This is a genomic window from Pseudomonas sp. GW823-FHT03E05 (assembly GCF_058796855.1).
Genome location: NZ_JBXAJB010000003.1, coordinates 312,940 through 339,706 on the forward strand (window position 1 = coordinate 312,940; position 26,767 = coordinate 339,706).

The following is a 26,767-nucleotide window of genomic DNA, read 5'->3' on the forward strand; positions in this document are numbered from 1 at the left end:
CCAAGTGAACACCCTGTAGCCACTATAGGGTCAAGCACCCATTCGGAGACGACGGCAATGAAGATTGGCGAACTGGCGAAACTCACCGACTGTCAGGTCGAGACCATCCGTTACTACGAGCGCGAAGGGCTGCTGCCGGAACCGGCCCGCAGTGAAGGCAACTATCGCCTCTACACCCAGGCCCACACCGAGCGCCTGACCTTTATCCGCAATTGCCGCAGCCTGGACATGACCCTCGAGGAGATCCGCAGCCTGCTCAACCTGCGCGACAGCCCCCAGGACCAGTGCGCCAGCGTCAACGCCCTGATCGACGAGCATATCCATCACGTCAAGGCGCGCATTGACGGCTTGCTGGCCCTGCAGGAACAACTGCTGGACCTGCGCCAGCGCTGCAGCGAGGGCCCGGACCTTGAGCACTGCGGAATTCTCCAGCGCCTGGAAGTCAGCGGCTCGGTGGCCCCCAATGAGAGCGAGCCCTCCCATGTCGGGCGCAGCCACGGGCACTGAACCCCTGGCGCGGTTTCAGGCGCCGCGCCGAACGCTGGCCGTCAGCCGCAGATAAGCCCCTTCGAGGATTGCCAGCAGCCGCTGGTCCAGTTGCTGCCAGGCCAGCCCCTGGCGCACCAGCCAGGCACTGAGCCCCCCCACCAGGCAGCCACCCAGAATGTCGAAAGGGAAATGCACGCCCAGATAGACCCGTGCCCAACTCACCAGGAGCGCCAGGCCCAGCATCACCAGCCCGGTCTTGCGCAGGCTGGCCAGGATCAGCGCGAAAGCCATGGCGAACATGCCACTGGCGTGGTCGCTGGGGAAGGATGCCCCGGGCGCGTGGGCGAGGAAGTTCTGCCCCAGGCCGATCATGAACGGCCGCGGATGGAACCACAGCTCACGGATCAGCAGGTTGCAGACCAGGGCCAGGACAATGCTCAGGCCGGCGAGCAACACGATCATGCGCTGGCGGCGCTCGCCGAAAACCCAGAACACCACCAGCAGCAGCGGCACGCTGAGTACCACCCATTGCGCGAGAAAACCCGCCAGTGCACGCATCGGCATGGACGCCCCGGCACTGGCGTTGATGGCCAGGAACAGGCTGTGATTGAGTTCTTCCATTCGGGGCTCACGTTGAATGTCACAAGGACCACACCCCGCACCTGGCAGGGCCGCTACTCAGAGCGTAGCTGGCCGCCGGGCACAGCCATGCCCGGAACGGCTCCGGGCACAGGTCGATAAGGGCAACAGGATCAATCGACAAGGGCCGCGCGGCCCTTGCTGCAGTAGCTGGACGCTCAGACCGCCATCGGCGCCGTCATGGGCGCGTGGTGCTCATAGCCTTCCAGGGAGAAGTCGCTCGGCTCGATCAGCTCCAGCCACTCCGGCTGGTAGACGCCGGTCTTGGCGAACTCCGGCACACGCTCGGAAATCACCAGCTTGGGCATCGGGAACGGCTCGCGCTTGAGCTGTTCGTTGAGCATGTCCAGATGGTTTTCATAGACGTGGGCATCACCGATGAAATAGGTGAACCAGCGCGGCGTGTAGCCGGTCAGGCGGCCGATCAGGCTCAGCAGCGCAGCACCCTCGGTGAGGTTGAACGGCGTGCCCAGGCCCAGGTCGTTGGAGCGGATGTAGAGGGTCAGGGAGATTTCCCGGGTCTGGACATTGGGGTGGAACTGGTAAAGCAGGTGGCACGGCGGCAAGGCCATTTCATCCAGCTGGGCGCAGTTCCAGCCGTGGAACAGGATCCGCCGGCTGCCCGGGTCGTTGATGATGGTGTCGACGCACTGGCGCACCTGGTCGATGGCCTTGTACAGCACCACGTAGCCCTGGCCGTCTTCCTCGCCCGCGGCGATCTGCCGGTAGCCCTGGCTCAGAGCCAGGTCGATGGCCGCCTGGTTGCTGGTCTTGATCTGTTTGTAGGCCGGCCACTTGCGCCACTGCACGCCGTAGATCTCGCCCAGGTCGTCGTCGCCCTGGCGGAACGGGTTGGCCAGCCACTGGGCGTTTTCGTTGGCGTTCTGGTCCCAGACCTTGCAGCCCAGCGCACGAAACTCGGCGGCGTTGTTCACCCCGCGCAGGAAGCCGACCATCTCGCCGATGGCCGACTTGAAGGCCATCTTGCGGGTGGTGATGGCCGGGAAACCTTCCTTGAGGTCGTAGCGCAGCATGGCCCCGGGGAAGCTGATGGTGTTCACACCGGTGCGGTTGGCCTGCTTGGTGCCGTTGTTGATGACGTGGGCCACCAGATCAAGATATTGCTTCATGAATTACCTGCATCCTTGAACCCGGGGCACGCCCCGGGGTTCGAATTTATTGCGCCGCGCTCTTGGCCGGAGCGCGATGATAAGCCAGCCAGATCAACCCCAGGCCACCGAGAATCATCGGCACGCACAGGACCTGACCCATGGTCAGCCAGTTCCAGGCCAGGTAGCCCAACTGGGCGTCCGGCACCCGGACGAACTCGACGATGAAACGGAAGATCCCGTAGAACAGGGCGAACATACCGGAAACCGCCATGGTCGGCCGGGGTTTGCGCGAGAACAGCCAGAGGATCAGGAACAGCGCCACGCCTTCCAGGGCGAACTGATACAGCTGCGAGGGATGGCGCGGCAATTGCGCCGGATCGCTGAACGGCGGGAACACCATGGCCCAGGGCAGATCGGTGGGCTTGCCCCACAATTCAGCGTTGATGAAGTTGCCGATGCGCCCGGCGCCCAGGCCGATCGGCACCATCGGCGCGACGAAATCCATCAGCTCGAAGAAGGTCTTGTTGTTGCGCTTGCCGAACCACCAGGCCGCCAGCATCACCCCGATGAAACCACCGTGGAACGACATGCCGCCCTTCCACACCTCGAAGATCAGCGTCGGGTTGGCCAGGTAGGCGCTCAGGTCGTAGAACAGCACATAACCCAGGCGACCACCGACTATCACCCCCATGGACATCCAGAACACCATGTCCGAGAGCTTCTCCTTGCTCCAGGTCGGATCGAAACGGTTCAGGCGGCGCGACGCCAGCAACCAGGCACCGCCAATGCCGATCAGGTACATCAGGCCGTACCAGTGGATTTTCAGCGGGCCGATGGCCAGGGCCACCGGATCAATCTGCGGGTAAGGCAGCATTGCGACTCCTCGTAAGGGTTAGAACTTCAGATTCCCGGGGCAAACTGCCAGCCCAGGATTAAGCCAGGATTGCGTCACCACTCAGAACAGGAAGCTGAGTCCCACGCAGAACAGTAGCGCGGCGAACATGCGTTTCAACAGGCGTGGCGACAGTTTGTGGGCCAGGCGCGCGCCGATGCGGGCGAACACCATGCTGGTCAGGGCAATGCCCAACAGGGCCGGCAAATAAACGAAACCGAGACTATGGGCCGGGAGCAGCGGATCATGCCAGCCCAGAATCATGAAACTTAAGGCACTGGCCAGGGCAATGGGCAAACCGCAGGCCGATGAGGTGGCCACCGCCTGCTGCATGGGCACGCTGCGCCAGGTGAGAAAAGGCACGGTGAGGGAGCCACCGCCGATGCCGAAGATCGCCGAGGCCCAGCCGATCACACCGCCGGCGGCCGTCAGGCCCAGCTTGCCGGGCACCTGGCGGCTGGCCTTGGGCTTGAGCTCCAGGGTCATCTGCAAGGCCACCACGAGGGCAAACACACCGATGATTTTCTGCAGGTGCGGGCCGGAGATCGCCTCGGCGGTCAGTGCGCCGAAACCGGCGCCCAGGAGGATACCCACGGTCATCCAGGCGAAGATCGGCCAGCGTACAGCGCCACGCCGATGGTGCTCGCGCACCGCATTGACCGAGGTAAAGATGATGCTGGCCAGGGAGGTGCCGACCGCCAGGTGGGTCAGCACCGAGACATCGAAGCCTTGCAGGGTGAAGCTGAACACCAGCACCGGGACTATGATGATCCCGCCGCCCACGCCGAACAGCCCGGCCAGCACGCCCGCACAGGCGCCCAGCAGCAGATAGAGCAGAAATTCCATGGGAGCATCCGAAAAATAGATCGGCATGGTAACGGAAGCGCCGCCCCGGACTCCACTGGATGGCGATGGATACCCGCCGGATCTGTGCGTAAAGTGGGCAAAAACACACAGGGGGCCACCTTAATGTGCTTGATCGTTTTCGCCTGGCGGCCGGGTCATGCTCAGCCACTGATCGTCGCGGCCAACCGTGATGAATTCTACGCGCGGCCGAGCCTGCCCCTGGGGCAGTGGCCGGAACTGCCGCAGATCCACGCCGGTCGCGACCTGGAAGCCGGCGGCACCTGGCTCGGGGTCGGCGCCGAGGGCCGCTTTGCCGCCCTGACCAATATCCGCAACCCGCACCAGCCTCCGGCGCGGCGCTCGCGGGGTGAACTGGTGGCGCGCTTTCTCGCCGGCGACGTGCCCCTGGATGATTATTTGCGCGATGTAGTCGGGCGCTCGGTGGAGTACGCCGGGTTCAACCTGCTGCTGGGCAATGCCGAGCAGCTGTGGCACTACAACGCTCGGGACCCGCAGCCGCAACGGCTGGAGCCTGGGGTCTACGGCCTTTCCAATGCCGGGCTGGATACGCCCTGGCCCAAGCTGCTCAAGGCCAGGGCGGCGTTGCAGGAGGTGTTGCATGATCCACAGCCCCAGGCACTGCTGGCGCTGTTGAGCGACCCGCAGACAGCGCCCTTCGCCGACCTGCCGGACACCGGAGTGGGCTTGGCCACCGAAAGCCTGCTGTCCAGCGTGTTCATCGCCAGCCCCAGCTACGGCACACGAGCCAGCACGGCACTGATCGTCCACGCCGATGGCTCGCGGCATCTGCTGGAGCGTAGCTTCGGCCCCTACGGCGGGCATCTGGGAGAGGTCGAACTGAAGGTCTGAAGCGTTCCCCGGCACGCCGACTCCCACGAACGCTTCGGTAGGAGCCGGCTTGCCGGCGAAGAAAACAACCCGGTTACAGGGTCTTGCTCGAAGCCGGATTGATCATCCGCGCCAGCCCGAGTTTCTTCAGCGCCAGTTGCAGCGAACTGTGGATAACTTGCGGGTTGTCGATGGTCATCATTTCCGCCAGCAGTTCCTTGGCCTTGGTCATGCTGACCTGACGCAGCATCCACTTCACCTTCGGCAGGTTGGTGGCGTTCATCGACAGGCTGTCGAAGCCCATCGCCATCAACAGCACCGCCGCCGCCGGATCACCGGCCATCTCGCCGCAGATGCTCACTGGCTTGCCTTCGGCATGGGCATCACGCACCACATTCTGCAGCGCTTGCAGCACCGCCGGGTGCAGGTAGTCGTAGAGATCGGCCACCCGTGGGTTGTTGCGGTCCACCGCCAGCAGGTACTGGGTCAGGTCGTTGGAGCCCACCGAGAGGAAATCCACCTGGCGCGCCAGTTCCTTGGTCTGGTACACCGCGGCGGGGATTTCGATCATCACCCCCACTGGCGGCATCGGTACGTCAGTGCCTTCATCGCGCACTTCGCCCCAGGCCCGGTGGATCAGGTGCAAGGCTTCTTCCAGCTCGTGGATGCCGGAAATCATCGGCAGCAGGATGCGCAAATTGTTCAGGCCTTCGCTGGCCTTGAGCATCGCCCGGGCCTGTACCAGAAAGATCTCCGGGTGGTCGAGGGTCACGCGGATCCCGCGCCAGCCAAGGAAGGGGTTGTCTTCTTTGATCGGGAAGTACGACAGCGACTTGTCGCCGCCGATGTCCAGGCTGCGCATGGTCACCGGTTGCGGATGGAAGGCCGCCAGCTGTTCGCGATAGATCGCCAGCTGTTCCTTCTCGCTGGGGAAGCGCTGGTTGATCATGAACGGCACTTCGGTGCGATACAGGCCCACGCCTTCGGCCCCGCGCTTCTGCGCCCGGGCTACATCGGCCAGCAGGCCGGTGTTGACCCACAGCGGCATGCGATGGCCATCGGGGGTGATGCAGGGCAGGTCGCGCAGGGCATCCAGGCCCTGGGCCAGTTGCCGTTCTTCTTCCACCACATCGGCGAACTGCTTGCGCAGCACGTCGCTGGGGTTGGTGTAGACCTCGCCGTGGTAGCCGTCGACGATCATCTGGATGCCGTCGACCTTGGAGTACGGCAGGTCCACCAGGCCCATCACCGTCGGGATGCCCATGGCCCGGGCCAGGATCGCCACGTGGGAGTTGCCCGAACCCAGCACCGAGACCAGGCCCACCAGCTTGCCTTCCGGCACCTCGCCGAGCATGGCCGGGGTCAGTTCCTCACTGACCAGGATGGTGTTGTCGGGATAGACCAGGGTCTGCTGGCGCTCTTCCTGCAGGTAGGCCAGGAGCCGGCGGCCCAGGTCCTTGACGTCCGAGGCCCGCTCGCGCAGGTAGGCATCGTCCATCAGTTCGAAACGGTTGACGTGATCGGTGACCACCTGGCGCAACGCGCCCTGGGCCCATTGCCCGGTCTTGATCACGGCCTTCACTTCACTGCCCAGGGAGGCGTCGTCGAGCATCATCAGGTAGACGTCGAACAGCGCGCGCTCTTCAGGGCGCAATTGAGTGGCGAGCTTTTCCGACAGCGCGCGCATATCGGCCCGCACCCCTTCCAGGGCGCTCTTGAACAGGGCCAGTTCGGCGTCGATGTCGGTGACGTGCTTGTCCGGCACCACATCCAGGTCGGCCGGCGGCAGCATCACCACCGCGCTGCCCACCGCCGCGCCGGGCGAGCCCGGTACGCCAACGAACTTGGCTTCCTGAATGCCCTTGCCCTGGCGACCCAGGCCACGGATCGAACCGGTGGCCTCGGCATGGGCGATAACCCCGGCCAGTTGGGCGCTCATGGTCACCAGGAAGGCTTCTTCGCCTTCGTCGAACTGGCGCCGCTCCTTTTGCTGGATAACCAGCACGCCCACCACCCGGCGGTGGTGAATGATCGGCGCACCGAGGAACGAGGCGTAACGCTCCTCACCGGTTTCGGCGAAGTAGCGATAGCGCGGGTGGTCGGCGGCGTTTTCCAGGTTGAGGGGTTCTTCGCGAGTGCCCACCAGGCCTACCAGGCCTTCGTTGGGCGCCATGCTGACCTTGCCGATGGAGCGCTTGTTCAAGCCCTCGGTGGCCATCAGGACGAAACGGTTGGTTTCCGGGTCCAGCAGATAGACCGAGCAGACCTGGCTGCCCATGGCCTCTTTGACGCGCAATACAATAATCCCCAACGCCGCCTTGAGATCCTTAGCGGAGTTAACTTCCTGGACGATCTTGCGCAGCGTATTGAGCATGGCTCGGGGTCGAACTCCGTCGTCAGTCGCGCACTAGCAGGCGCGGGGCAAGCTCTTTGAGAGCGCGGCGATACACTTCGCGCTTGAATGTCACCACCTGGCCCAACGGATACCAATAACTGACCCAGCGCCAGCCATCGAATTCCGGTTTACCGGTCAAATCCATCCGCACCCGCTGCTCGTTGGAGATCAGGCGCAGGAGAAACCATTTCTGCTTCTGGCCGATGCACAGCGGTTGGCTGTGGGTCCGGACCAGACGCTGCGGCAAACGATAGCGCAACCAGCCCCGGGTGCAGGCGAGAATTTGCACATCTTCGCGCTCCAGCCCCACTTCTTCGTTCAGCTCGCGATACAAGGCGTCTTCCGGCGTCTCATCGGGGTTGATTCCCCCTTGAGGAAACTGCCAGGCATCTTGATTGATACGGCGAGCCCATAGCACCTGTCCGGCATCATTGGTCAGAATGATCCCGACATTGGGGCGGAAACCATCGGGGTCGATCACGGCTACAACCTCGCAAACGCATGTCGCCGCATTGTTCCACAAAGCTTGGGAATGCAGCAACGAGGCTGCTTAGCTTATGTGCACTCTTGTGAAAAGACCGTATTCTGGGCACCTTTTTCCGCGACTTTTCAGCGAGTAACTGCAATGCGCCTGGCTTTATTCGACTTGGACAACACGCTTTTGGGCGGCGACAGCGACCACGCCTGGGGCGACTATCTGTGCGAGCGGGGCTTCCTCGACGCCGTCGCCTATAAGACCCGCAACGACGAGTTCTATCAGGATTACCTGGCCGGCAAGCTCGACAATGCCGCCTACTTGAACTTCTGCCTGGAAATCCTCGGCCGCACCGACATGGCCGTGCTCGAAGAGTGGCACCGCGACTTCATGCGCGACTGCATCGAGCCAATCCTCCTGCCCAAGGCCCAGGCCCTGCTGGACAAGCATCGAGCTGCCGGCGACAAGCTGGTGATCATCACCGCGACCAACCGTTTCGTGACCGCGCCGATCGCCGAACGCCTGGGCGTGGAAACCCTGATCGCCACCGAATGCGAAATGCAGGATGGCCGCTACACCGGGCGCAGTACCGATGTGCCGTGTTTCCGTGAAGGCAAGGTCACCCGCCTCAACCGCTGGCTAGAAGAGACCGGCCACAGCCTGGAAGACAGCTACTTCTACAGCGATTCGATGAACGACCTGCCCCTGCTGGAGCAAGTGACCACCGCCGTGGCCGTTGACCCGGATCCGAACCTGCGGGCCGAGGCCGAGAAACGTGGCTGGCAGGTCATCAGCCTGCGCGACTAGGCAGCTCGCCGGCGAGCCGGCTGTAGGCGCTGGCTTGCCAGCGAAAAAACCTACGCCGGCTTGGCCACCATCAGATAGAAAATCGCCATGAAGGCCAGGAACGCCGGCCAGCCCAGGGCGAACCACCAGCGCATATAAAGGGTTGCCCGCAGCGGCATCGGCGTCCCGTCCTGCAGGGCCTGCTCGGCCATCTTGTGCACTCGGATCTGCAACCAGACCACCGGCAGCCAGCACAGCCCCGCCACCACATACAGGCCCAGGCTCCACATCAGCCACGCCTGCTGCAGCGACCAGCCTGCCAGGTGCACCAGCCCCAGCCCGCTCAACGGCTGGAATACCGCCGTGGTGGCGGTAAAGGCCCAGTCGGCGAACACCAGGTGCTTGAAGGTCACGGCAATCACTTCCACCCGGCCACTGCGCCAGGCCCGCAGGGCGTAATAGGCCGACCCCGCGCCGAGGCCGAACAGCACGGTGGAGGACAGGATATGCAGGGTTTTCAACAGCAGGTAAGCGCTCATTGGTGGGGTTCGGTCCACAGCAGCCATAGGGTCGCCACCATCAGCACCAGATTCTTGGCGACGGCGGCATAAGGGTCAAACCAGAAGTGCGGCAGGATCAGGCTGATGATCAGGGTGTAGCCGAACATCAGCCCCAACTGCGCCTGCAAGGCTCGCCGGCGCCAGCGCCGCAGCAGCAGGCCGACACCCAGTAGCGCATCGCAGAGTGAACCGCCGATCACCGCCAGGGCCGCCCATACACCCTGCACGCCAGCCTCGGCCATGATCCGCAGGCCCCAGTCGTAACCCGGGCCGATGCACACCAGCGCGGTACCCAGCCAGATCAGCACCATCACTGCCAGCAACAGCGGGCGCAGGGCCAGTTGGGTGCTTTGCGTCGCCTGCGGCCAATCTTGCAAGCGGGCCGCCAGCGGCGCCGCGTGATACCCGCAGACCGAGGCCAGCACCTGCGGATCCGCCAGGTTGTCGTGGCGGGCCATGGCCAGGCTCTGCCGGTTCAAGGCTCGCCAGCCCAGGCGATCGCCAGCAGCGGCCACCAGCCGCAGCAAGACCGCTGGCAGCTTGAAGTAGCGCGCCGGGCCCCAGCCCTGGGCCGACCGCAGGTGATCGAGCAGTTGCGCCATGGTCATGCGTTCCGGGCCGACCAGGGGCAGAACCATGGATTCCTGCGGCCACTGCCTGAGCAGCGCCAGCACCGCGGCACTCAAGTCCTCTATATGCAAGGGCTGCATCTGCGCCTTGGCGGACAGCAAGGGAATCAGCGGCCAGGGCGACAGCCTCGTCAGCCAGCCGCTGCTGGCACCGCCAGCGCCGAGCACCAGCGAGGGCCGCAGCACCACCGCCGGTACCCCCAACTGCAGCAGGTAATCATCCGCCGCCGCCTTGCTGGCAAGGAACGGCACCTGGGGCAGGATCCCGGCCCCCAATGCGGAAATCTGCAGTACCCGCACGCCCCGGGCCGCCGCCAGATCGAACAGCGCGCGGGTACCCAGGTCCTGGGTCAGGCTCAACGCCCGCGCATCAGTGCTCAACAGCCCCGCGGCGTTGATCAGCAGGTCGGTGTCGGCAGGCAGGGCAAAGGGCTGGGGCTCGCGGCCCAGGCGATCGAGATCCAGCTGGCGCCACTCCACCCCAGGCAACCCCTGGGGCTGCGGGCGACGGCTGGTGGCAATCAGCTGATGGCCGGCAGCGTGCAATGCCGCCAGCAGATGACGGCCGACAAACCCTGTGGCCCCCACCAGAACGACCTTCATGGCAATCCTTGAGAGTTAGACCGGCTTGGCGCCCATAAGACCGGCAATGGTCACGAAACATGCGGCGCTGAACACCGCCAGCACCAGGGTGAACGCCAGGCCGCTGGCGACCTTGGCCACCCGCAGGCGGTTGAGGCGCACCATCAGCCACAGCCAGGCCAGGGCCCCCAGGGTGTAGAGCACGCTGGAACCCAGGACCCAGGTCTGCCCCAGCGGCCAACCCACCAGATGCACCAGCCACCAACCGCTGAACGGCAATGTCAGCATGCCCAGCGCCAGCAACAGCCAGCCGAACAGGCCCGGACGGTGCAGCACCCGGCTATAAACCGTGGCATCCCCCTGGCGGCGCAGGCGCCAGACCCAGATCGCCAGCCCCAGCGCACTGCCCAATAGCAGCACGGTGGCCAGTACATGAAGCGTCTTCAGCGTGGTCAGTGTTTCCATGTTTTCGCTTCCTTAAGGCTCCGATCCTCAGCGTAGTCGTTCAGCCGAGGAACAGCTGGTAGGCCGGGTTGTCGCTTTCATCCCAGTACGGATAGCCGATCTGCTCCAGCGCCGCGGGCACCAGGTGACGTTCATCGGCCGGCACTTGCAGGCCGGCGACTACCCGGCCATCCGCCGCACCATGGTTGCGGTAGTGGAACATCGAGATATTCCAGCGCCCGCCCAGCTTGTTGAGAAAGTTGAACAGCGCCCCCGGACGCTCCGGGAACTCGAAACGCAGCACCACTTCGTCGCTGACCTTCTCGGCATGGCCGCCGACCATGTAGCGGATGTGCAGCTTGGCCAGTTCGTTGTCGGTCAGGTCGATCACCGGAAAGCCCTGCTCGGTCAGGCTGGCGATCAGGGCGCTGCGCGGATCGTTTTCCGGGTGGGTCTGCACGCCGACGAAGATGTGCGCCTCGCTGCCGGTGTTGTAGCGGTAGTTGAATTCGGTGATCTGGCGCTTGCCCACCGCCTCGCAGAAGGCCTTGAAGCTGCCGGGCTTCTCGGGGATGGTCACGGCGATGATGGCTTCGCGGCCTTCGCCCAGCTCGGCGCGCTCGGCCACGTGGCGCAGGCGGTCGAAGTTGACGTTGGCCCCAGAGTCGATGGCCACCAGGGTCTGCCCGCTGATACCGCGCTGCTCGACGTACTTCTTGATCCCGGCAACGCCCAGGGCGCCGGCAGGTTCGGTGATCGAACGGGTATCGTCGTAGATATCCTTGATTGCCGCACAGATCTCGTCGGTACTGACGGTAATCACTTCATCCACATAATCCTTGCAGATGTCGAAGGTGTGCTGGCCAATCTGCGCCACCGCCACGCCGTCGGCGAAGATCCCCACGGTCGGCAGCACCACGCGCTCACCGGCGGCCATGGCCGCCTGCAAGCAGTTGGAGTCGTCCGGCTCGACGCCGATGACCTTGATCTCCGGGCGCAGGTACTTCACATAGGCCGCAATGCCGGCGATCAGGCCGCCGCCGCCGACCGGAACGAAGATCGCATCCAGCGGACCGGGGTGCTGGCGCAGAATCTCCATGGCCACCGTGCCCTGCCCGGCAATGGTGTGCGGATCATCGTAGGGATGGATGTAGACGTAGCCCTTCTCGTCCACCAGCTTCAGGGAGTAGGCCAGCGCTTCAGGGAAGGTATCGCCGTGCAGCACCACCTTGCCGCCACGGGAGCGCACGCCCTCGACCTTGATCTCGGGGGTGGTCTTGGGCATCACGATAGTGGCCTTGACCCCCAGCACCTTGGCCGCCAGGGCCAGGCCCTGGGCGTGGTTGCCCGCCGACGCAGTGACCACGCCGCGGGCGCGCTCGGCATCGCTGAGCTGGGTCAGCTTGTTGTAGGCACCACGGATCTTGAACGAGAACACCGGCTGCAAGTCTTCACGCTTGAGCCAGATCTGATTGCCCAGCCGCTCGGAAAGCTGGCGGGCAGTCTGCAATGGGGTTTCTACGGCAACGTCATAAACGCGCGAGGTGAGGATCTTCTTGACGTACTGTTCGAGCATCGGAAAGCATCACTGAGCGGGTTGGGCAGGGCCAGGGAGTCTAACCCAGCGTTTGCCCGGGCGACCACACGAATACAGAGGTTTTAGCCGCCCCCTCGCCTTCTCTGAAGCCCGGCCGATTAGCCAAACGGGCAATGACCTGATCTGCCGCGGCGCCTATAATGCCGGCCTTTGTGCCCCCCCTTGCCCGCTTCGGAGCCCGCATGACCCAGGATCAACTCAAACAGGCCGTCGCCCAGGCCGCCGTCGACCTTATCCTCCCGAAACTCGATGACAAGAGCATCGTCGGGGTCGGCACCGGCTCCACCGCCAACTGCTTCATCGACGCCCTGGCCCTGCACAAGGGCGCCTTCGACGGCGCCGTGGCCAGCTCCGAAGCCACCGCCGCCCGCCTCAAGGGCCACGGGATTCCGGTCTACGAGCTCAACACCGTGAGCGACCTGGAGTTCTACATCGACGGCGCCGACGAAAGCGACGAGCACCTGAACCTGATCAAGGGCGGCGGCGCCGCCCTGACTCGGGAAAAGATCGTCGCCGCCGTGGCCAAGACGTTCATCTGCATCGCCGACGCCAGCAAGCTGGTGCCGGTGCTGGGCAACTTCCCGCTGCCCGTGGAAGTGATCCCCATGGCCCGCAGCCACGTGGCCCGTGAACTGGTGAAACTGGGCGGCGACCCGGTGTACCGCGAAGGCGTGATCACCGACAACGGCAACATCATCCTCGATGTGCACAACATGCAGATCACCAATCCGGTGGAACTGGAAAGCCAGATCAATGCCATTGTCGGCGTGGTCACCAATGGCCTGTTCGCTGCACGCCCCGCTGATGTGTTGCTGCTGGGTACCGCCGAAGGGGTGAAAACCCTCAAGGCCTGAGCCTGCCCCGCGGATAGGAGCCGGCGGGCGGGCGAAGGCGGTTTTGAAGGCCTCTTCGCTGGCAAGCCGGCTCCTACATCGGTTTCTTGAAGACGTAGAACAGGTTCGGTTCGCTCACCAGGTACAGGGTGCCGGCGTCATCCATGGCCATCCCTTCCGCCTGAGGCACCGCCTTGCTCAGGCCCTGGCGCCACTTGCCCAGGGCCAGGGTACTCAGCGGGCGCCCCTCGACATCCAGCTCCACCACCAGCCGCGACTCGTCCGACAGTGCCAGCAGGTGGCCACTGCGCTCGTCGTATTGCAGGCTGGAGAGGTCGCGCACGAACAGGCCGGCATCGCGCTTGGGGTTGTTCACCACATGCATCCCGTAGGACTGCTGCGGATCTTGGTGGGGGAAGCCCTGCACTTCATAGATCAGCATCGGGTCGCGTTCCTTGGCGACGAACAGGCGCTTGCCCTGGGAGTCGTAGGCCAGCCCCTCGAAGCCTTTGTTGCCGGCAAGGTGCACGCCCAGGGTGATCTGCTCGGCTTCTGCCGCATCCACCGCCGTGGTTTCATCGTCCAGCTGGATCTTGATCAGCCGGTGCTGGCGCTCGTCGCTGATCACATAGGTATTGGCACTGATGAACTCCACCGCTTCCGGATCGCCAAAGCCCACCAGAGCGATGCGGCGCAGGATCTGCCCATCCAGGGACAGCTCGATCAGTTCGGAATTCTTGTTGGTCACGGTGAACAGGCTGTTGCGCAGTGGATCGTAGGTCAGCGCCGAGACCTCATCCAGGCCCTCGATGGGCTGTGCCTCCAGCACGACACGGTAATCGCCCAGCCCCAGGGATTGGGGGGCCGCCACCTGCCAGTAGGATTGCCAGTCGAACCAGGCGCGCTGCCACAACCTGTGGTTATGGACAAACACCGCCAACAGCACGGCCATCAGGCAGAGGATCAGGTAAAGGGGTTGCAGGCGGGTGAGGCGATACATGGCGGGCAGGCTCGAAATCAGGACAGGCTGATGAAATATCACAGCCGCCTGAATTCAAGCTTAATGCCCTGAATGGCCCGGCTCGGGTGCCAGGCCGGGACTCACTGTTTCTCGAAGCGATAGAACAGGTTGGGCTCGCTGACCATGTACAGGTTGCCGGCCTCATCCATGGCCACCCCTTCGGCCCGAGGAATGGTTTTTTCCAGGCCATTGAAGCCGCCGAGCAGGGCCATGAAGCTGACCTGCTCACCCTGCTCGTCGAGTTCCAGCAGCAGATGGGAATCAGCCGACAGCACCAGGGTATGGCCGGTGCGCGGGTCGATACCCAGGGCCGAAAGGTTGCGCAAGTCGAGCTCGTCGCTGGCCAGCTTCTGCTTGTTGCCCTTGAGTACCTGGCTACCGTCGCTGCTCCAGGTAAACAACGCCGGCGGGCGCTCCTCCCCCAGCAGCAACTGTTGCTTGCGCGGGTTCCAGGCAATGGCTTCGAACGCCTTGTTCTGGTCTGCCGAAGGGCCCAGGTCGTATTTGGGGAAGTCCGCGACATTCAGCGACTGGGTATTGGCATCGACCTTGACGATCACCAGCGAATGCTCGCGCTCATCGACAACCGCCAGCAGGCCATTCTCCAGGACCGCAACCCCTTCCGGGTTGCTCCAGCCCACCAGAGGCATCTTGCGCAGGACGTCGCCTTGCAGCGACAGCTCCACCAGGAATGGGTGCTTGCCCATAACCGAAAACAGGGTCTTGGTCTGGGGGTTATAGGAAAGATCGGAGGCCTCGTCCCGCTCCATGCCTGGCAGGACCTTGGCATCGATCACCGCCCGGTAGTTGGGCAGCCAGATACTGGAGCTGCGTTCGGCGGTACTGACAAAACCTTCCTGGACCCAGAGCGCCCCACGGTCATCCCAATGCATGAGGCTGGCTACGCCATAGCAGATCACGCCCGCCAACAGCAGCCAGGAATACCAGCGCATGCGCAATCGCAAGCGGCGGATGAGGCGAGGTTTAGGTAGAGGGTGGGCGTCCATCACACAGATTCCAGAAGCGCGGCCAAAGGTAATAGCACAAGGATTTCAGATCCGCGAACCATAAGCTTCGGAATTATCCGGGAAAAATGTGAAAAAACGGTTAAAGCCGGTGATCTCTCTGCGCCGGGCCCTGGATTACCGGGCCCAGCGCAGAAAGATTCGGATCAACGGACGCTGCTGGTGAAACGGCTGGCACCGGGAAGCTCCAGCACCAGCTCATCGCCGACATTCAGCGGCCCAACCCCGACCGGCGTGCCGGTGAGGATCACATCGCCGGCCTGCAGGGAGAAACAACCGGCCATGTACTGGATCATCGGCACTATGGGGTTGAGCATGATGGCGCTGTTGCCGTCCTGGCGTACTTCACCGTTGATGGTCAGGCGGATGCCGATGTCGGTCAGGTCGGCGAAGGTACTGCCCACCACAAAGGGCGCGATCACCGCCGCGCCGTCGAACGACTTGGCGATTTCCCAGGGCAGGCCCTTGGCTTTGAGCTCGGCCTGCTTGTCCCGCAGGGTCAGGTCCAGTGCCGGGGCAAAGCCGGAAATGGCATCCAGCACTTCTTCGCGGCTAGGTTTGGTGGAGAGCGGCTTGCCGATCAACACCGCGATTTCCGCTTCGTAGTGCACCGAACCACGCTCGGTGGGAATGGCGAACCCACCTTCCAGGGGCACCACACAACTGCCCGGCTTGATAAACAGCAGGGGTTCGGTAGGTACCGGGTTGTCCAGCTCCTTGGCGTGCTCGGCGTAGTTGCGACCGATGCACACCACCTTGCCCACCGGAAAATGGATCCGGGTACCGTCGACATACTGGTGCTGATAGCTCATTACCGACTCCTGCTTGTGTGCGTTATCTGGACACTACCCGGCCTCAGATCGCGAAGATCTTGCCCGGGTTCATGATGCCGTTCGGGTCGAACGCGGCCTTGACCGCCTTCATGTACTCGATCTCCACCGGCGAGCGGCTGTAGGTCAGGTAATCACGCTTGGTCATGCCCACGCCGTGTTCCGCGGAAATCGAGCCGTTGTACTTCTCGACCGTTTCGAACACCCACTTGTTGACCGTCGCGCACTTGGCAAAGAACTCGTCCTTGCTCAGGTTGTCCGGCTTGAGGATGTTCAGGTGCAGGTTGCCGTCGCCGATGTGGCCGAACCAGACGATTTCGAAGTCCGGGTAATGCTCGCCGACGATGGCGTCGATTTCCTGAAGGAAAGCCGGGACTTTCGAGACCGTGACCGAAATGTCGTTCTTGTACGGCGTCCAGTGGGAAATGGTCTCGGAGATGTATTCGCGCAGCTTCCACAGGTTGTGCAACTGGGTTTCGCTCTGGCTCATCACGCCGTCCAGCACCCAGCCCTGCTCGACACAGTGCTCGAAGGTTTCCAGGGCGTGGTTGGCCACTTCCTCGGTGGTGGCTTCGAATTCCAGCAGCGCATAGAACGGGCAGTCGGACTCGAACGGCGCCGGTACATCGCCACGGGCCAGGACCTTGGCCAGGGCCTTGTCGGAGAAGAACTCGAAGGCCGTCAGATCCAGCTTGCCCTGGAAGGCGTGCAACACGGGCATGATCGAGTCGAAATCAGGGGTGCCCAGGACCATCGCCGTGAGGTTCTTCGGTGCCCGGTCCAGGCGCATGGTGGCCTCGACCACGAAGCCCAGGGTGCCCTCGGCGCCGATGAACAGTTGGCGCAGGTCATAGCCGGTGGCGTTCTTGATCAGGTCCTTGTTCAACTCCAGCAGGTCGCCCTTGCCGGTGACCACCTTCATGCCAGCCACCCAATTGCGGGTCATGCCGTAGCGAATGACCTTGATTCCGCCGGCATTGGTACCGATATTGCCGCCAATCTGGCTGGAACCTGCAGAAGCGAAATCCACCGGGTAGTACAGGCCGTTTTCTTGCGCCAGGTTCTGCAACTGCTCGGTGACCACGCCCGGCTGGCACACCGCGGTGCGGTCGGTCAGGTTCAGGTCGAGGATCTGGTTCATATAGTCGAAGGACACCACCACCTCGCCGTTGGCTGCCACCGCTGCCGCCGAAAGCCCGGTGCGACCGCCCGAAGGCACCAGCGCAACCTTGTGCTGATTGGCCCAGCGCACAATGGCCTGGACCTGCTCGATGGTTTTCGGAAACACGATGGCTGTCGGGGCCGGGGCGAAATGCTTGGTCCAATCCTTGCCGTAAGCATTCAGGGAGTCAGCGTCGGTCAGCACCTTGCCAGGCTCAACCAGGGTCTTCAGCTCATCAATCAGGGCAGGATTGGTCATCGACAGAACTCTCGAACAATTCATGGTCATCCTGAGAACGCTTCACGTCGCAGGAATGAGTGTTTAGCGGGGCGCGTATGCTAGCATACCGCCCCCGCAGGAGAGTGCCCAAGGGCCTTTCTGCGGTGTCGGCCCAGTGCCGCCCAGGTCAGCTCAAGCTGTCCACTTCCCTGCCATTTTTCTCCGGGACACAGGTTTACGCAGATGAGCAAGACTTCTCTCGATAAGAGCAAGATCAAGTTCCTTCTCCTCGAAGGCGTCCACCAATCCGCTGTCGACGTCCTCAAGGCCGCCGGCTACACCAGCATCGAGTACCTCACCGGTTCTCTGCCGGAAGCCCAGCTCAAGGAAAAGATCGCCGATGCACACTTCATCGGCATTCGCTCCCGCACTCAACTGACCGAAGAGATCTTCGACCACGCGAAGAAACTGGTCGCAGTGGGCTGCTTCTGCATCGGTACCAACCAGGTTGACCTGTCCGCCGCTCGCGAGCGCGGCATCGCGGTGTTCAACGCGCCTTACTCCAATACCCGTTCGGTTGCCGAGCTGGTGCTGGCCGAGGCCATTCTGCTGCTGCGCGGCATCCCCGAGAAAAACGCTTCCTGCCACCGTGGCGGCTGGATCAAGAGCGCGGCCAACTCCTTCGAAATCCGTGGCAAGAAGCTGGGTATCGTCGGCTACGGCTCCATTGGTACGCAGTTGTCGGTCCTGGCCGAAGGCTTAGGCATGCAGGTGTTTTTCTACGACACCGTGACCAAGCTGCCACTGGGCAACGCCACCCAGGTGGGCAACCTGCACGAACTGCTGGGCATGTCCGACATCGTCACCCTGCACGTGCCGGAAACCGCGGCCACCCAGTGGATGATCGGCGAGAAGGAAATCCGCGCCATCAAGAAGGGCGGCATCCTGATCAACGCCGCCCGCGGCACCGTGGTCGAGCTGGACGCCCTGGCGGACGCGATCAAGGACAAGCACCTGATCGGCGCGGCCATCGACGTATTCCCGGTGGAGCCGCGCTCCAACGACGAAGAGTTCGAAAGCCCGCTGCGCGGCCTGGACAACGTGATCCTGACCCCGCACATCGGCGGTTCCACCGCTGAAGCCCAGGCCAACATCGGCCTGGAAGTGGCAGAAAAACTGGTCAAGTACAGCGACAACGGTACCTCGGTGTCCTCGGTCAACTTCCCTGAAGTGGCGCTGCCGGCCCACCCGGGCAAGCACCGTCTGCTGCACATCCACGAGAACATTCCGGGCGTGATGAGCGAGATCAACAAGGTCTTCGCCGAAAACGGCATCAACATCTCCGGTCAGTTCCTGCAGACCAACGAGAAGGTCGGCTACGTGGTGATCGACGTCGACGCCGAGTACTCGGACCTGGCGCAAGAGAAGCTGCAGCACATCAACGGCACCATCCGTTGCCGCGTGCTGTTCTAAGCCTCGATTGCGGCACAAAAAAGGGAGCCCTCTGGGCTCCCTTTTTTATCGTGTTTACGATTATTTCACTGTTACTGTGATTTTCTTGGAAACGATCACCGGGTTGAAAGGCACGTGGTTCTTGTCCCCCAGTTCCAGTTGCAGGGTGTGCTTGCCGGGTGTCAGGGTCACTTCGGTTTCGGTCTGGGCCTTGCCGAAGTGCAGGTGGTTGGCGTCCATCGGGATCGGCAGGTTCTCGGCAGGCAACTGATCGACATCGATCAGCAGGTGATGGTGGCCAGTGTTGGCGGTCTGATCGCCCGCCGGAGCCAGGGCGATGCCTTCAACGCCGAACTTGACCTTGAAGGTCTTGTCCACGGTGGCCCCGTCGGCCGGGGAAACGATAGTCACCTTGGCGCCGGCAGGTGCCTCGGTACGCGGAATTTCCGCTGCACCGGCCAGCATCGAGGTTCCCAGCAACAGACCGGCCAAAGCAGCACGCGACATAAAAATTTTCATTATCTTCTCCAGTTTTTCCGCAAATCTTTTACGGTTATGACAACTTCGTGGCAATTCGTTGTCGAAGGCACTCAACACCTTAGCAAAGCGAGCCTGAACGGCGCATCGCTCATATAAATTCAAGGAGTGACCATGCGTTTCCTGCCTGGCCTGTTACTTTTGCTGCCCCTTGCGAGCACTTGCGCTCAAGCCGAACTGATGGACGATATCAATGACCGCGGCGAGCTGCGCATCGCCCTGGAAGCCGATACACCGCCCTTCAATTTCAAGGACGACGGCAAACTCACCGGTTTCGAGGTGGAGTTGGGGCAACTGCTGGCCAGTGAACTGGACGTACGCGCGGACTTCGTGGTGACCGAGGCCGCCGAACTGCTCCCGGGAGTGGAAAGCGGCAAGTTCGACGTGGCGATCAACCACATAGCAATGACCCCGGAACTCAAGGATCGTTTCGATTTCAGCGAACCCTACAGCTATTCCAGTGCGCAGTTGATTGTGCGCAAGGAAGAGCAGCGTCCGCTGTTTTCCCTGCAGGCCCTGCGCGGCCAGGCGCTGGGGGTGGCCCAGGGCAGCCAGTTCGTCGATCAGGCGCGGACTGTGGAAGGGATCAACCTGCGCAGCTACGCCGATGCCCAGCAGCCGATCAAGGACGTGGCGGACAAGCAGATCGACGCTGCCATCAGCGATCGCCTGCTGATTCCCTACGCCATTCGCGACAGCCGCCTGCCGGTGAAGGAAGGCGCCAAGGTCGGACCGACCCTGAGCCTGGCGATCCCCTTCCAGAAAGGTAACCCGGCGTTTCGCGCGAGCCTGGACAGCGCCTTGCAGCGGATCAAGGCCGACGGGCGCCTGATGGCCCTGTCGGAGAAATGGTTCGGCATGGACGCGAGCAAACCGCCGAAGGCCGAAGCCGGGCAGTAAACGACACAAGCTGCCTGGATTGACCTGTAGCCGCAGCCTGCGAACGGCCCGAAGGGACGCAGGGGCTTCATGGCTGCTAGAGGTCGGCGGGAAATCGTCAAGCAAGGCCCTTAGGGCCTTTTCGCAGCCTCGCTAAAGCTCGGCAGCAGCTACGAGGACAATGCGGCCAGGGCGCTGGCGGCCTCGGGCAGTTGCAGCTCGCTGAAGACTTGCACCCCGTGCTGCTTGAGCAACGCGGCGGTGACGCCCTCCCCCGAAACCTTGACCCCGCTGAAGCTGCCGTCATAGGTCAGCAGGTTGCCGCAGGATGGGCTGTGGGCCTTGAGCACGGCAACGCGGATCCGGTGCTTCTCCACCAGCTCCAGGGCCTGGCGGGCGCCAGCCAGGAACTGGGCGCTGACATCTTCACCTTCGCAGGTCATCACCGGTGCCCGGCCCTCGAGCACATCGACACCCTGCCCGCCGGGGATCTCCGCCGGCGCCCGTGGCGTGGGCAAACCCCCAGCAACCTCCGGACACAAGGCAACCACTCGTCCCTCTTGCTGCCAGGCGGCCAGTTGATCGAACGGGCCGCTGGCACCGCCGTCGTAGCGTACGCGGTGGCCCAACAGGCAGCGGCTGACCAGGATCTTGTGCATATTCAGAACGGCTCGTTACCACGGCGCCGGAACCAGCCGGTCAGGGACAGGCGTTCCCGGGTCGCAGGCATGACTTCATGGGGGACTTCGCCGGAAAGAAACACCACCAGCCGCCCCCCGACAGGGACTACATCGTATTGCCCCCGGTCATTGAGGTACATGCGCAATTGCCCGCCCTGCTCGGGCAGCCACTCCTCATTGAGGTAGACCACCGCCGAGACCATGCGCCGGTCGTCATCGCGAAAGCGATCCACGTGGCGCTTGTAGAAGGCTCCCGGCGGGTACATCGCGAAATGGCATTCGAAATCTTCAAGCCCGAGGAACAGGCCTCGGTTCAGAGCCTCGCGCAGGCTGTCCATCAGTTCCAGGTAGCTATCGCAGGCCTGGGCCTGACCGGGCTCGAGCCACTGGATATGGTCGCCGCGAATACCCTCGCGGATCTCCTGGGCCGGCCCGCGTCCTACCGCCGCCGGCGCCAGTTCACCTTCAGCCGCACGTTTACGGCACTCAGCCGCCAGTTCGAGGGTCAGAGCCTCGGACAGGAAGACATTTTGCTGCGACCAGCCACAGGCGGCCAGGTCGTCGACAATGTTCAACAACAGCGGATGATCAGAGGGTATTTGCATGGCGCGCATAGTATCCAGCCTCAGAAAAATCTGACAGAGCCGCAGAGCGGAGGATGAAGCATTTTTTTCAATGGGCTTACACATCATCGGTTTGCCGAGGGATGCTGATACGAATTCTCGACAACCACCCTCTTGCCCCGGAGAATAGTCGCCTGCTGACAGGAGTCCTTATGCGCCGTTTGCTTTTCTCACTGTTGATCTTCTGCGCCTTGCCTGCCTGGGCAGACAGCCACGACCAGTTGTACCAGGTCGCCGGTTGGGCGCAACAGCGCGCGCATTTCAACGATGCTCTCAGCGCCGCCCAGCAGCGCTACCAGAGCAGCCTGCCGCCGGCGGTCTATCAAGCCCTGGTGGACAACAGCAACCAGCGCTTCGCACCCCAGGCCGTGGACCGTCGCGCCGAGGCCCAACTGCGGCAGAACCTGGCGGACCCCGCACCGGCCCTGGCCTTCTTCCAGTCGCCCCTGGGCCGCAAGATCGTCGCCGCCGAACTGCTGGCGACCCGCCGCGACCAGCTGGCCAAGAACGCCCAGGGCCTGCCGAAGATGCAGGCCAGCGACAACCGCCAGTTGATCATCGGCCACCTGGCCCAGGCCCTGCCGGCCCGGGAAGCGGGTGCAGAGGTGAGCCTGGCGATTGCCGGTGTCGCCGCCGACAGCCTGAGCCAGATGATTCCCGGCCTGCTGGGGGGCGGCCAGGCCCAGGGCATGCTCAACGGCCAGCGCCAGCGGCTGATGCAGCAGATCGGCAACGACCTGAACAACACCTTGCTGTACGTCTATCGGGATCTGTCCGACACGGAGCTGGAAGAGTTCGCCACCTTCGCCGAATCCAGCGAAGGCAAGGCCTACTACCAGGCCGCCCTGGCAGCGATTCGCGCAGGCCTGGCGGTCGGCCAGAGCACTTCCAGCCTCGCCCCCTGACCCGGCAACTCGCCTGTGACCGCAGCCGAGCCCGCAGACCCTTGCCTGGCAATCGCCTGACGAGCCTGCAGTAGCCTTGGGCTCTTGCGTCCCTTAGGGCCGTTCGCAGCCTGCGGCAGCGGCTACACCAATCTCTAGAGGTGCTGGGTCAGAAAGGCGAAGTACTGATCGCGATACAACGGGATCTCATTGGCCAGATGGTGCCGCGCATCGGGCAGCATCAACAGCTCGGGCGCGGCAAACTTGCCACGAATCACCTGCAGATTGTGCTGCCAGTCCACGGTCATGTCCGCATCCCCCTGAACGATCAACGGCTGCCTGGAGCTGCGGGGCGCCGCCTCCAGGCGCTTGATCCAGCGCGACAGCGCTCCCACCCAGGCCGTCGGCAAGCGTTGCGGCTGCAACGGGTCGACCTGCAGGAACGCGAGGAAATCCGGGTCGTTGGAGTTTTCACTGAAGCGCCGGGCAATGCCGGTGACGAAGGGCCGCAGCGCGTAATAACTGAGCATCGACCAGCCCCAGGCCCGCGGCCGCACCAGCGGCGAGAGCAGCATCACCTGGCCCTGGGCCGGGCTCTCGGCGCCCTGGTTGAGCAGGTGGTCCATGATAATCGCGCCACCGGTGCTTTGCCCGAACAGGTGCCAGGGCTCGGGGAGCTCCAGAGACCGGGCCTCGGCGAACAGGCCTTGCAGCACCCGCTGGTACACCGCGAAATCATCGATACTGGCCCGCTCGCCACTGGAAAGGCCGTGCCCGGGCAGGTCGCAGGAAATCACCACGAAACGCCGTTGCAGCGCCCACTCGATCACATGCCGGTACAAGCCCATGTGATCGTAGAAGCCGTGGAACAGAAACAGCGTGGCCCGTGGCTGCTCCGGCCACCAGACCTGGCTCACCACGTCGTAGCCGTCCACCTGGAAACGCCCCAGGCGGCTGCGCGGCACCAGCGCCCGCCCGGCGAAATCCAGCCCATAGAAGCGCTGGTAGGCCTGCCCCTCCACCGACAAAGGCTGCCCGGCGACCAGAGGTTGCAGGCTGGCACGCAGGTGGTCGGGGTCGAAAGTGGCGGGCATAGAGAATTCCAAAGCGGGGGTACCGGCGACAAAACGGGCTTTCTGGGCCTGCGATATTCATCTGTCGCGGCAAGCATGGCAAGCTACGCGACCTTCGAGGACCGATCTTAATGCGCCAGTCTTACCGCACGCCCCTGCTTGCCAGCCTGCTCGTCCTGATCTGCGCCGTGGTGCTGTGGAACGCCTACGAATGGTTCCAGGGCCGCTATCTGCGGGCGTTCAGCGAGCACACCGCGATGTTCTCCGGCGACCCGTTGCAACTGCCCGCCGAACTGGCCGGCCCCGGGGCGATCCGCCTGGTGCATTTCTGGGACCCGGCCTGCCCCTGCAATGTCGGTAACCAGCAGCACCTGGCCGAGCTGATCGAAACCTATGGCCCGCGGGGCGTGGAGTTCTATGCCGTACAGAAGCCCGGCAGCCACGGCCAGCTACCCGCCACCCTGAGCCGCCTGAAGCACCTCGACAGCCTGCCCGGAGCGGAACAGATCCCCGCCAGCCCGGCAGTGGCGATCTGGGACCGCAACGGCAAGCTGGCCTACTTCGGCCCCTACAGCGAAGGTCTGACCTGCAATTCCAGCAACAGCTTCATCGAGCCCATCCTCCAGGCCCTTGAGGACAATCGCCCGGTCAGCGCCACCCACACCCTGGCCATCGGCTGCTACTGCCCCTGGCCGGCCGAACAAGGCATTCGCGACTAATCAAGGACTGCCTCCTGCGCGGGGCCCCTGACTTGTGCTAAATCTCTGCAGCTCTCCCAAGGCGGCATTGAATACAACAACAGCAAGGAGCCCGCATGAAACGCAGCCTGACCGTCGTCGCCGTACTGATCCTCGCCCTGCTGGCAGGGCTTGCCGGCTACCTGTACAGCAAGCAGCCGACGCGTCAGGGCCAGGTCGAGCTCAATGGCCTGCAAGGCTCGGTCACCGTGCGTTACGACGAACGCGGGGTGCCGCACATTCGCGCCGAAAACGAAGCCGACCTGTACCGCGCCCTGGGCTACGTGCACGCCCAGGACCGGCTGTTCCAGATGGAAGTGCTGCGGCGCCTGTCCCGGGGCGAGCTGGCAGAGGTGCTGGGGCCCAAGCTGGTGGACACCGACAAACTGTTCCGCAGCCTGCGGATTCGCGAACGGGCCGACAGCTATATCGCCGGGCTCGACCATCAGTCACCCGCCTGGAAGGCCCTGGAAGCCTATCTGGACGGCATCAACCAGTATCAGGACAGCCACGCCAGCCCCATCGAGTTTGACGTCCTGGGTATCCACAAGCGGCCTTTCACCGCAGAAGACACCGTCAGCGTCGCCGGTTTCATGGCCTACAGCTTTGCCATGGCCTTTCGCACCGAGCCGCTGCTGACCTACATCCGCGACGAGCTGGGCAATGACTACCTGAAGGTGTTCGACCTCGACTGGCAGCCCAAGGGCGTGCTGGCCAAGGGCAAGACCCAACCTTCAGCGCCACTGGCCGCCGTCGACTGGCAGGGCCTGGGCCGAATCGCCCGCCTGAGCCAGCAAGCCCTGGAAGAAGCCGGGCTGCCGCAATTCGAGGGCAGCAATGCCTGGGTGGTTTCCGGCTCGCGGACCAAGAGCGGCCGCGCGCTGCTGGCCGGCGACCCGCATATCCGCTACTCGCTGCCGTCGGTGTGGTACGAGGCCCAGCTCTCGGCCCCTGGCTTTGAACTCTACGGTCATCACCAGGCCCTGGTGCCCTTCGCCTTCCTCGGCCACAACCTGGACTTCGGCTGGAGCCTGACCATGTTCCAGAACGATGACCTCGACCTGATCGCCGAAAAGGTCAACCCGGAGAACCCCAATCAGGTCTGGTTCCACGACAAGTGGGTGGACCTGATCACCAGCGAGCAGCAGATCGCCGTCAAGGGCCAGGCCCCGGTGACCCTGACCCTGCGCCAGTCGCCCCACGGCCCGATCATCAACGACATGCTCGGCACCACCGTGGGCAAGGCGCCGATCGCCATGTGGTGGGGTTTCCTGGAAACCCCGAACCCGATCCTCGACGGCTTCTACCAGCTCAACCGCGCAGACACCCTGGCCAAGGTCCGCGCTGCGGCCGCCAAGGTCCATGCACCGGGCCTGAACATCGTCTGGGCCAACGCCAAGGGCGACATCGGCTGGTGGGCGGCGGCGCTCCTGCCCAAGCGCCCGGCGGGGGCCAAGCCGGCCTTCATCCTCGATGGCAGCACCAGCCTGGCGGACAAGGAAGGCTTCTACCCCTTCAGCGCCAACCCCCAGGAAGAGAACCCGGCCCGGGGCTATATCGTCTCGGCCAACTTCCAGCCGGTATCCCCCACCGGCATGGAGATCCCCGGCTACTACAACCTGGCCGACCGTGGTCAGCAACTGGATCGGCAGCTCAGCGACAAGAGCCAGAAATGGGACCTGGAGAACACCCAGAAACTGCAGTTGGGCACCACCACCGCCTACGGGCCGCGCCTGCTGGCGCCGCTGTTGCCGGTGTTGCGTGAAGTGGTCAGCGACCCCGAGGAACTGAAGTTGGTGGAGCAACTGGCGAAATGGCAGGGCGACTATCCTCTGGAATCCACCAGCGCGACGCTGTTCAACCAGTTCCTGTTCAACCTGGCCGATGCCACTTTCCATGAAAAACTCGGCGACGCCTATTTCGACGCCCTGATCCAGGCCCGGGTGGTGGACGCCGCCCTGCCCCGACTGGCGGCGGACCCCGACTCGCCCTGGTGGGACAACCGCACCACGCCCCAGCGCGAAAGCCGCGCCGACACGGTCAAGCTGGCCTGGCGCGCCAGTATCGACCACCTGCGCCTGACCCTGGGCGCCAACCCGGCGCAATGGCGCTGGGGCCAGGCCCACACGCTGACCCACGGCCACCCGCTGGGCATGCAGAAGCCCCTGGACCGACTGTTCAACGTCGGCCCCCTGGACGCCCCCGGTAGCCACGAGGTGCCGAACAACCTCACCGCCAAGATCGGCCCGGCGCCCTGGTCAGTAGTCTACGGGCCCTCGACCCGGCGCATCATCGACTTCGCCGACCCGGCCCACAGCCTGACCATCAACCCGGTGGGCCAGAGTGGCGTGCTGTTCGACAAGCACTACGACGATCAGGCCGAAGCCTATATCGAAGGGGTCTACCAGCAGGCGCACTTCAGCGACGAGGAAGTCACCGCCAACACCCGCAGCACTCTGAAGCTGCTGCCGGCACGCCCTCGGGTCCCCGCGCCTTGACCAGCGGCGGGTGTAGAAG

27 protein-coding genes are annotated in these 26,767 nt (G+C 63.6%); 9 read left to right on the forward strand and 18 right to left on the reverse strand.

What is annotated here, in order from left to right; translation table 11 throughout:
- The first annotated feature begins 57 nt into the window (after window positions 1-57).
- A complete protein-coding gene (gene cadR / locus AC1RCO_RS14405) occupies window positions 58-507 on the forward strand; it encodes a Cd(II)/Pb(II)-responsive transcriptional regulator (protein ID WP_011064066.1) in 450 nt (149 codons plus the stop codon).
- Between the two features lie 15 nt (window positions 508-522).
- Here cadR and AC1RCO_RS14410 read toward each other — a convergent pair whose 3' ends face one another.
- The 4 genes from AC1RCO_RS14410 to AC1RCO_RS14425 form a co-directional block, all read right to left on the reverse strand.
- A complete protein-coding gene (locus AC1RCO_RS14410) occupies window positions 523-1,110 on the reverse strand; it encodes an undecaprenyl-diphosphatase (RefSeq protein WP_169892457.1) in 588 nt (195 codons plus the stop codon).
- A gap of 176 nt (window positions 1,111-1,286) precedes the next feature.
- Window positions 1,287-2,258, reverse strand: a complete 972-nt coding sequence (locus AC1RCO_RS14415; RefSeq protein WP_011064068.1) for a thymidylate synthase — start codon at window positions 2,256-2,258, stop codon at window positions 1,287-1,289.
- 46 nt (window positions 2,259-2,304) lie between these two features.
- Window positions 2,305-3,114 (reverse strand): prolipoprotein diacylglyceryl transferase, encoded by an 810-nt coding sequence (gene lgt, locus AC1RCO_RS14420; protein WP_011064069.1) that lies wholly within the window; start codon window positions 3,112-3,114, stop codon window positions 2,305-2,307.
- A gap of 81 nt (window positions 3,115-3,195) precedes the next feature.
- Window positions 3,196-3,978: a sulfite exporter TauE/SafE family protein gene (locus tag AC1RCO_RS14425; protein WP_026020005.1), complete on the reverse strand. Its 783-nt coding sequence runs from the start codon at window positions 3,976-3,978 to the stop codon at window positions 3,196-3,198.
- A 123-nt stretch (window positions 3,979-4,101) separates the two neighbouring features.
- On the opposite strand from AC1RCO_RS14425, the gene AC1RCO_RS14430 reads away from it, so the two are divergent.
- Window positions 4,102-4,848, forward strand: a complete 747-nt coding sequence (locus AC1RCO_RS14430) for an NRDE family protein (protein WP_011064071.1) — start codon at window positions 4,102-4,104, stop codon at window positions 4,846-4,848.
- 73 nt (window positions 4,849-4,921) lie between these two features.
- On the opposite strand, the gene ptsP is transcribed toward AC1RCO_RS14430, so the two are convergent.
- Together ptsP and AC1RCO_RS14440 are read right to left on the reverse strand one after the other, a co-directional pair.
- Entirely contained in the window at window positions 4,922-7,201 is a 2,280-nt protein-coding gene (gene ptsP, locus AC1RCO_RS14435) for a phosphoenolpyruvate--protein phosphotransferase (RefSeq protein WP_011064072.1), read from the reverse strand.
- Window positions 7,202-7,223: 22 nt separating this feature from the next.
- Window positions 7,224-7,703: an RNA pyrophosphohydrolase gene (locus tag AC1RCO_RS14440; protein ID WP_011064073.1), complete on the reverse strand. Its 480-nt coding sequence runs from the start codon at window positions 7,701-7,703 to the stop codon at window positions 7,224-7,226.
- A 144-nt stretch (window positions 7,704-7,847) separates the two neighbouring features.
- Between AC1RCO_RS14440 and AC1RCO_RS14445 the strand changes: the two genes are divergently transcribed.
- The gene (locus AC1RCO_RS14445) at window positions 7,848-8,504 is read left to right on the forward strand and encodes a histidinol-phosphatase (protein ID WP_019093432.1); all 657 of its coding nucleotides are present in this window, start codon (window positions 7,848-7,850) and stop codon (window positions 8,502-8,504) included.
- A 50-nt stretch (window positions 8,505-8,554) separates the two neighbouring features.
- On the opposite strand, the gene AC1RCO_RS14450 is transcribed toward AC1RCO_RS14445, so the two are convergent.
- From AC1RCO_RS14450 to ilvA, 4 genes are read right to left on the reverse strand one after another with little or no spacing between them, the layout of a single operon-like run.
- The gene (locus AC1RCO_RS14450) at window positions 8,555-9,022 is read right to left on the reverse strand and encodes a DUF2269 family protein (protein ID WP_011064075.1); all 468 of its coding nucleotides are present in this window, start codon (window positions 9,020-9,022) and stop codon (window positions 8,555-8,557) included.
- Entirely contained in the window at window positions 9,019-10,275 is a 1,257-nt protein-coding gene (locus AC1RCO_RS14455; RefSeq protein ID WP_492617820.1) for an SDR family oxidoreductase, read from the reverse strand. Before AC1RCO_RS14455 ends, AC1RCO_RS14450 begins: the two co-directional genes overlap by 4 nt.
- A gap of 15 nt (window positions 10,276-10,290) precedes the next feature.
- Window positions 10,291-10,719 (reverse strand): DUF2269 family protein, encoded by a 429-nt coding sequence (locus AC1RCO_RS14460; RefSeq protein WP_011064077.1) that lies wholly within the window; start codon window positions 10,717-10,719, stop codon window positions 10,291-10,293.
- A gap of 40 nt (window positions 10,720-10,759) precedes the next feature.
- On the reverse strand, window positions 10,760-12,274 hold the full coding sequence (gene ilvA / locus AC1RCO_RS14465; protein WP_011064078.1) for a threonine ammonia-lyase, biosynthetic: 1,515 nt from the start codon (window positions 12,272-12,274) through the stop codon (window positions 10,760-10,762).
- Between the two features lie 203 nt (window positions 12,275-12,477).
- Between ilvA and rpiA the strand changes: the two genes are divergently transcribed.
- Complete coding sequence (gene rpiA, locus AC1RCO_RS14470; RefSeq protein ID WP_016963479.1) at window positions 12,478-13,149, forward strand: ribose-5-phosphate isomerase RpiA; 672 nt, start codon at window positions 12,478-12,480, stop codon at window positions 13,147-13,149.
- A 73-nt stretch (window positions 13,150-13,222) separates the two neighbouring features.
- On the opposite strand, the gene AC1RCO_RS14475 is transcribed toward rpiA, so the two are convergent.
- The 4 genes from AC1RCO_RS14475 to AC1RCO_RS14490 all read right to left on the reverse strand — a co-directional run bounded on the left by AC1RCO_RS14475 (window position 13,223) and on the right by AC1RCO_RS14490 (window position 17,424).
- On the reverse strand, window positions 13,223-14,128 hold the full coding sequence (locus AC1RCO_RS14475) for an SdiA-regulated domain-containing protein (RefSeq protein WP_492617821.1): 906 nt from the start codon (window positions 14,126-14,128) through the stop codon (window positions 13,223-13,225).
- A 101-nt stretch (window positions 14,129-14,229) separates the two neighbouring features.
- Window positions 14,230-15,156 (reverse strand): SdiA-regulated domain-containing protein, encoded by a 927-nt coding sequence (locus tag AC1RCO_RS14480; RefSeq protein WP_492617822.1) that lies wholly within the window; start codon window positions 15,154-15,156, stop codon window positions 14,230-14,232.
- 164 nt (window positions 15,157-15,320) lie between these two features.
- The gene (locus tag AC1RCO_RS14485) at window positions 15,321-15,986 is read right to left on the reverse strand and encodes a fumarylacetoacetate hydrolase family protein (RefSeq protein WP_011064082.1); all 666 of its coding nucleotides are present in this window, start codon (window positions 15,984-15,986) and stop codon (window positions 15,321-15,323) included.
- A 43-nt stretch (window positions 15,987-16,029) separates the two neighbouring features.
- Entirely contained in the window at window positions 16,030-17,424 is a 1,395-nt protein-coding gene (locus tag AC1RCO_RS14490) for an FAD-binding oxidoreductase (protein WP_220223418.1), read from the reverse strand.
- A gap of 204 nt (window positions 17,425-17,628) precedes the next feature.
- Between AC1RCO_RS14490 and serA the strand changes: the two genes are divergently transcribed.
- A complete protein-coding gene (gene serA, locus AC1RCO_RS14495; RefSeq protein ID WP_011064084.1) occupies window positions 17,629-18,858 on the forward strand; it encodes a phosphoglycerate dehydrogenase in 1,230 nt (409 codons plus the stop codon).
- A 60-nt stretch (window positions 18,859-18,918) separates the two neighbouring features.
- Here the strand turns inward: serA and AC1RCO_RS14500 are convergent, their stop codons facing one another.
- Window positions 18,919-19,356 carry a DUF4399 domain-containing protein gene (locus tag AC1RCO_RS14500; protein WP_011064085.1) on the reverse strand — a complete coding sequence of 146 codons (438 nt, stop codon included), beginning with the start codon at window positions 19,354-19,356 and terminating at the stop codon, window positions 18,919-18,921.
- Between the two features lie 132 nt (window positions 19,357-19,488).
- Here AC1RCO_RS14500 and AC1RCO_RS14505 point away from each other — a divergent pair, with 132 nt between their 5' ends.
- Complete coding sequence (locus AC1RCO_RS14505; protein WP_011064086.1) at window positions 19,489-20,274, forward strand: transporter substrate-binding domain-containing protein; 786 nt, start codon at window positions 19,489-19,491, stop codon at window positions 20,272-20,274.
- A gap of 149 nt (window positions 20,275-20,423) precedes the next feature.
- Here AC1RCO_RS14505 and AC1RCO_RS14510 read toward each other — a convergent pair whose 3' ends face one another.
- Both AC1RCO_RS14510 and AC1RCO_RS14515 read right to left on the reverse strand, forming a co-directional pair.
- Window positions 20,424-20,912 (reverse strand): 2-thiouracil desulfurase family protein, encoded by a 489-nt coding sequence (locus AC1RCO_RS14510; RefSeq protein WP_011064087.1) that lies wholly within the window; start codon window positions 20,910-20,912, stop codon window positions 20,424-20,426.
- 2 nt (window positions 20,913-20,914) lie between these two features.
- The gene (locus AC1RCO_RS14515) at window positions 20,915-21,547 is read right to left on the reverse strand and encodes a 2OG-Fe(II) oxygenase (RefSeq protein WP_011064088.1); all 633 of its coding nucleotides are present in this window, start codon (window positions 21,545-21,547) and stop codon (window positions 20,915-20,917) included.
- A 161-nt stretch (window positions 21,548-21,708) separates the two neighbouring features.
- On the opposite strand from AC1RCO_RS14515, the gene AC1RCO_RS14520 reads away from it, so the two are divergent.
- The gene (locus AC1RCO_RS14520; protein ID WP_011064089.1) at window positions 21,709-22,461 is read left to right on the forward strand and encodes a DUF2059 domain-containing protein; all 753 of its coding nucleotides are present in this window, start codon (window positions 21,709-21,711) and stop codon (window positions 22,459-22,461) included.
- A 134-nt stretch (window positions 22,462-22,595) separates the two neighbouring features.
- On the opposite strand, the gene bipL is transcribed toward AC1RCO_RS14520, so the two are convergent.
- A complete protein-coding gene (gene bipL / locus AC1RCO_RS14525) occupies window positions 22,596-23,534 on the reverse strand; it encodes a phospholipase BipL (protein WP_072443523.1) in 939 nt (312 codons plus the stop codon).
- A 110-nt stretch (window positions 23,535-23,644) separates the two neighbouring features.
- Between bipL and AC1RCO_RS14530 the strand changes: the two genes are divergently transcribed.
- Window positions 23,645-24,232, forward strand: coding sequence for a DUF6436 domain-containing protein (locus AC1RCO_RS14530; RefSeq protein WP_019093425.1), 588 nt, complete (start codon window positions 23,645-23,647; stop codon window positions 24,230-24,232).
- Window positions 24,233-24,327: 95 nt separating this feature from the next.
- Window positions 24,328-26,748 (forward strand): penicillin acylase family protein, encoded by a 2,421-nt coding sequence (locus tag AC1RCO_RS14535; protein ID WP_210457904.1) that lies wholly within the window; start codon window positions 24,328-24,330, stop codon window positions 26,746-26,748.
- Window positions 26,749-26,767: the final 19 nt, after the last annotated feature.

Coding starts and splice junctions, on each gene's coding strand:
- ptsP (WP_011064072.1), bottom strand. CDS start 7,201: ATGCTCAATACGCTGCGCAAGATCGTCCAGGAAGTTAACTCCGCTAAG.
- cadR (WP_011064066.1), top strand. CDS start 58: ATGAAGATTGGCGAACTGGCGAAACTCACCGACTGTCAGGTCGAGACC.
- AC1RCO_RS14510 (WP_011064087.1), bottom strand. CDS start 20,912: ATGCACAAGATCCTGGTCAGCCGCTGCCTGTTGGGCCACCGCGTACGC.
- AC1RCO_RS14480 (WP_492617822.1), bottom strand. CDS start 15,156: ATGGACGCCCACCCTCTACCTAAACCTCGCCTCATCCGCCGCTTGCGA.
- AC1RCO_RS14505 (WP_011064086.1), top strand. CDS start 19,489: ATGCGTTTCCTGCCTGGCCTGTTACTTTTGCTGCCCCTTGCGAGCACT.
- AC1RCO_RS14475 (WP_492617821.1), bottom strand. CDS start 14,128: ATGTATCGCCTCACCCGCCTGCAACCCCTTTACCTGATCCTCTGCCTG.
- AC1RCO_RS14450 (WP_011064075.1), bottom strand. CDS start 9,022: ATGAGCGCTTACCTGCTGTTGAAAACCCTGCATATCCTGTCCTCCACC.
- AC1RCO_RS14530 (WP_019093425.1), top strand. CDS start 23,645: ATGCGCCAGTCTTACCGCACGCCCCTGCTTGCCAGCCTGCTCGTCCTG.
- AC1RCO_RS14430 (WP_011064071.1), top strand. CDS start 4,102: ATGTGCTTGATCGTTTTCGCCTGGCGGCCGGGTCATGCTCAGCCACTG.
- rpiA (WP_016963479.1), top strand. CDS start 12,478: ATGACCCAGGATCAACTCAAACAGGCCGTCGCCCAGGCCGCCGTCGAC.
- lgt (WP_011064069.1), bottom strand. CDS start 3,114: ATGCTGCCTTACCCGCAGATTGATCCGGTGGCCCTGGCCATCGGCCCG.
- AC1RCO_RS14500 (WP_011064085.1), bottom strand. CDS start 19,356: ATGAAAATTTTTATGTCGCGTGCTGCTTTGGCCGGTCTGTTGCTGGGA.
- AC1RCO_RS14535 (WP_210457904.1), top strand. CDS start 24,328: ATGAAACGCAGCCTGACCGTCGTCGCCGTACTGATCCTCGCCCTGCTG.
- AC1RCO_RS14515 (WP_011064088.1), bottom strand. CDS start 21,547: ATGCGCGCCATGCAAATACCCTCTGATCATCCGCTGTTGTTGAACATT.
- AC1RCO_RS14415 (WP_011064068.1), bottom strand. CDS start 2,258: ATGAAGCAATATCTTGATCTGGTGGCCCACGTCATCAACAACGGCACC.
- ilvA (WP_011064078.1), bottom strand. CDS start 12,274: ATGCTCGAACAGTACGTCAAGAAGATCCTCACCTCGCGCGTTTATGAC.
- AC1RCO_RS14490 (WP_220223418.1), bottom strand. CDS start 17,424: ATGACCAATCCTGCCCTGATTGATGAGCTGAAGACCCTGGTTGAGCCT.
- AC1RCO_RS14410 (WP_169892457.1), bottom strand. CDS start 1,110: ATGGAAGAACTCAATCACAGCCTGTTCCTGGCCATCAACGCCAGTGCC.
- AC1RCO_RS14425 (WP_026020005.1), bottom strand. CDS start 3,978: ATGGAATTTCTGCTCTATCTGCTGCTGGGCGCCTGTGCGGGCGTGCTG.
- AC1RCO_RS14520 (WP_011064089.1), top strand. CDS start 21,709: ATGCGCCGTTTGCTTTTCTCACTGTTGATCTTCTGCGCCTTGCCTGCC.
- bipL (WP_072443523.1), bottom strand. CDS start 23,534: ATGCCCGCCACTTTCGACCCCGACCACCTGCGTGCCAGCCTGCAACCT.
- AC1RCO_RS14445 (WP_019093432.1), top strand. CDS start 7,848: ATGCGCCTGGCTTTATTCGACTTGGACAACACGCTTTTGGGCGGCGAC.
- AC1RCO_RS14485 (WP_011064082.1), bottom strand. CDS start 15,986: ATGAGCTATCAGCACCAGTATGTCGACGGTACCCGGATCCATTTTCCG.
- serA (WP_011064084.1), top strand. CDS start 17,629: ATGAGCAAGACTTCTCTCGATAAGAGCAAGATCAAGTTCCTTCTCCTC.
- AC1RCO_RS14460 (WP_011064077.1), bottom strand. CDS start 10,719: ATGGAAACACTGACCACGCTGAAGACGCTTCATGTACTGGCCACCGTG.
- AC1RCO_RS14455 (WP_492617820.1), bottom strand. CDS start 10,275: ATGAAGGTCGTTCTGGTGGGGGCCACAGGGTTTGTCGGCCGTCATCTG.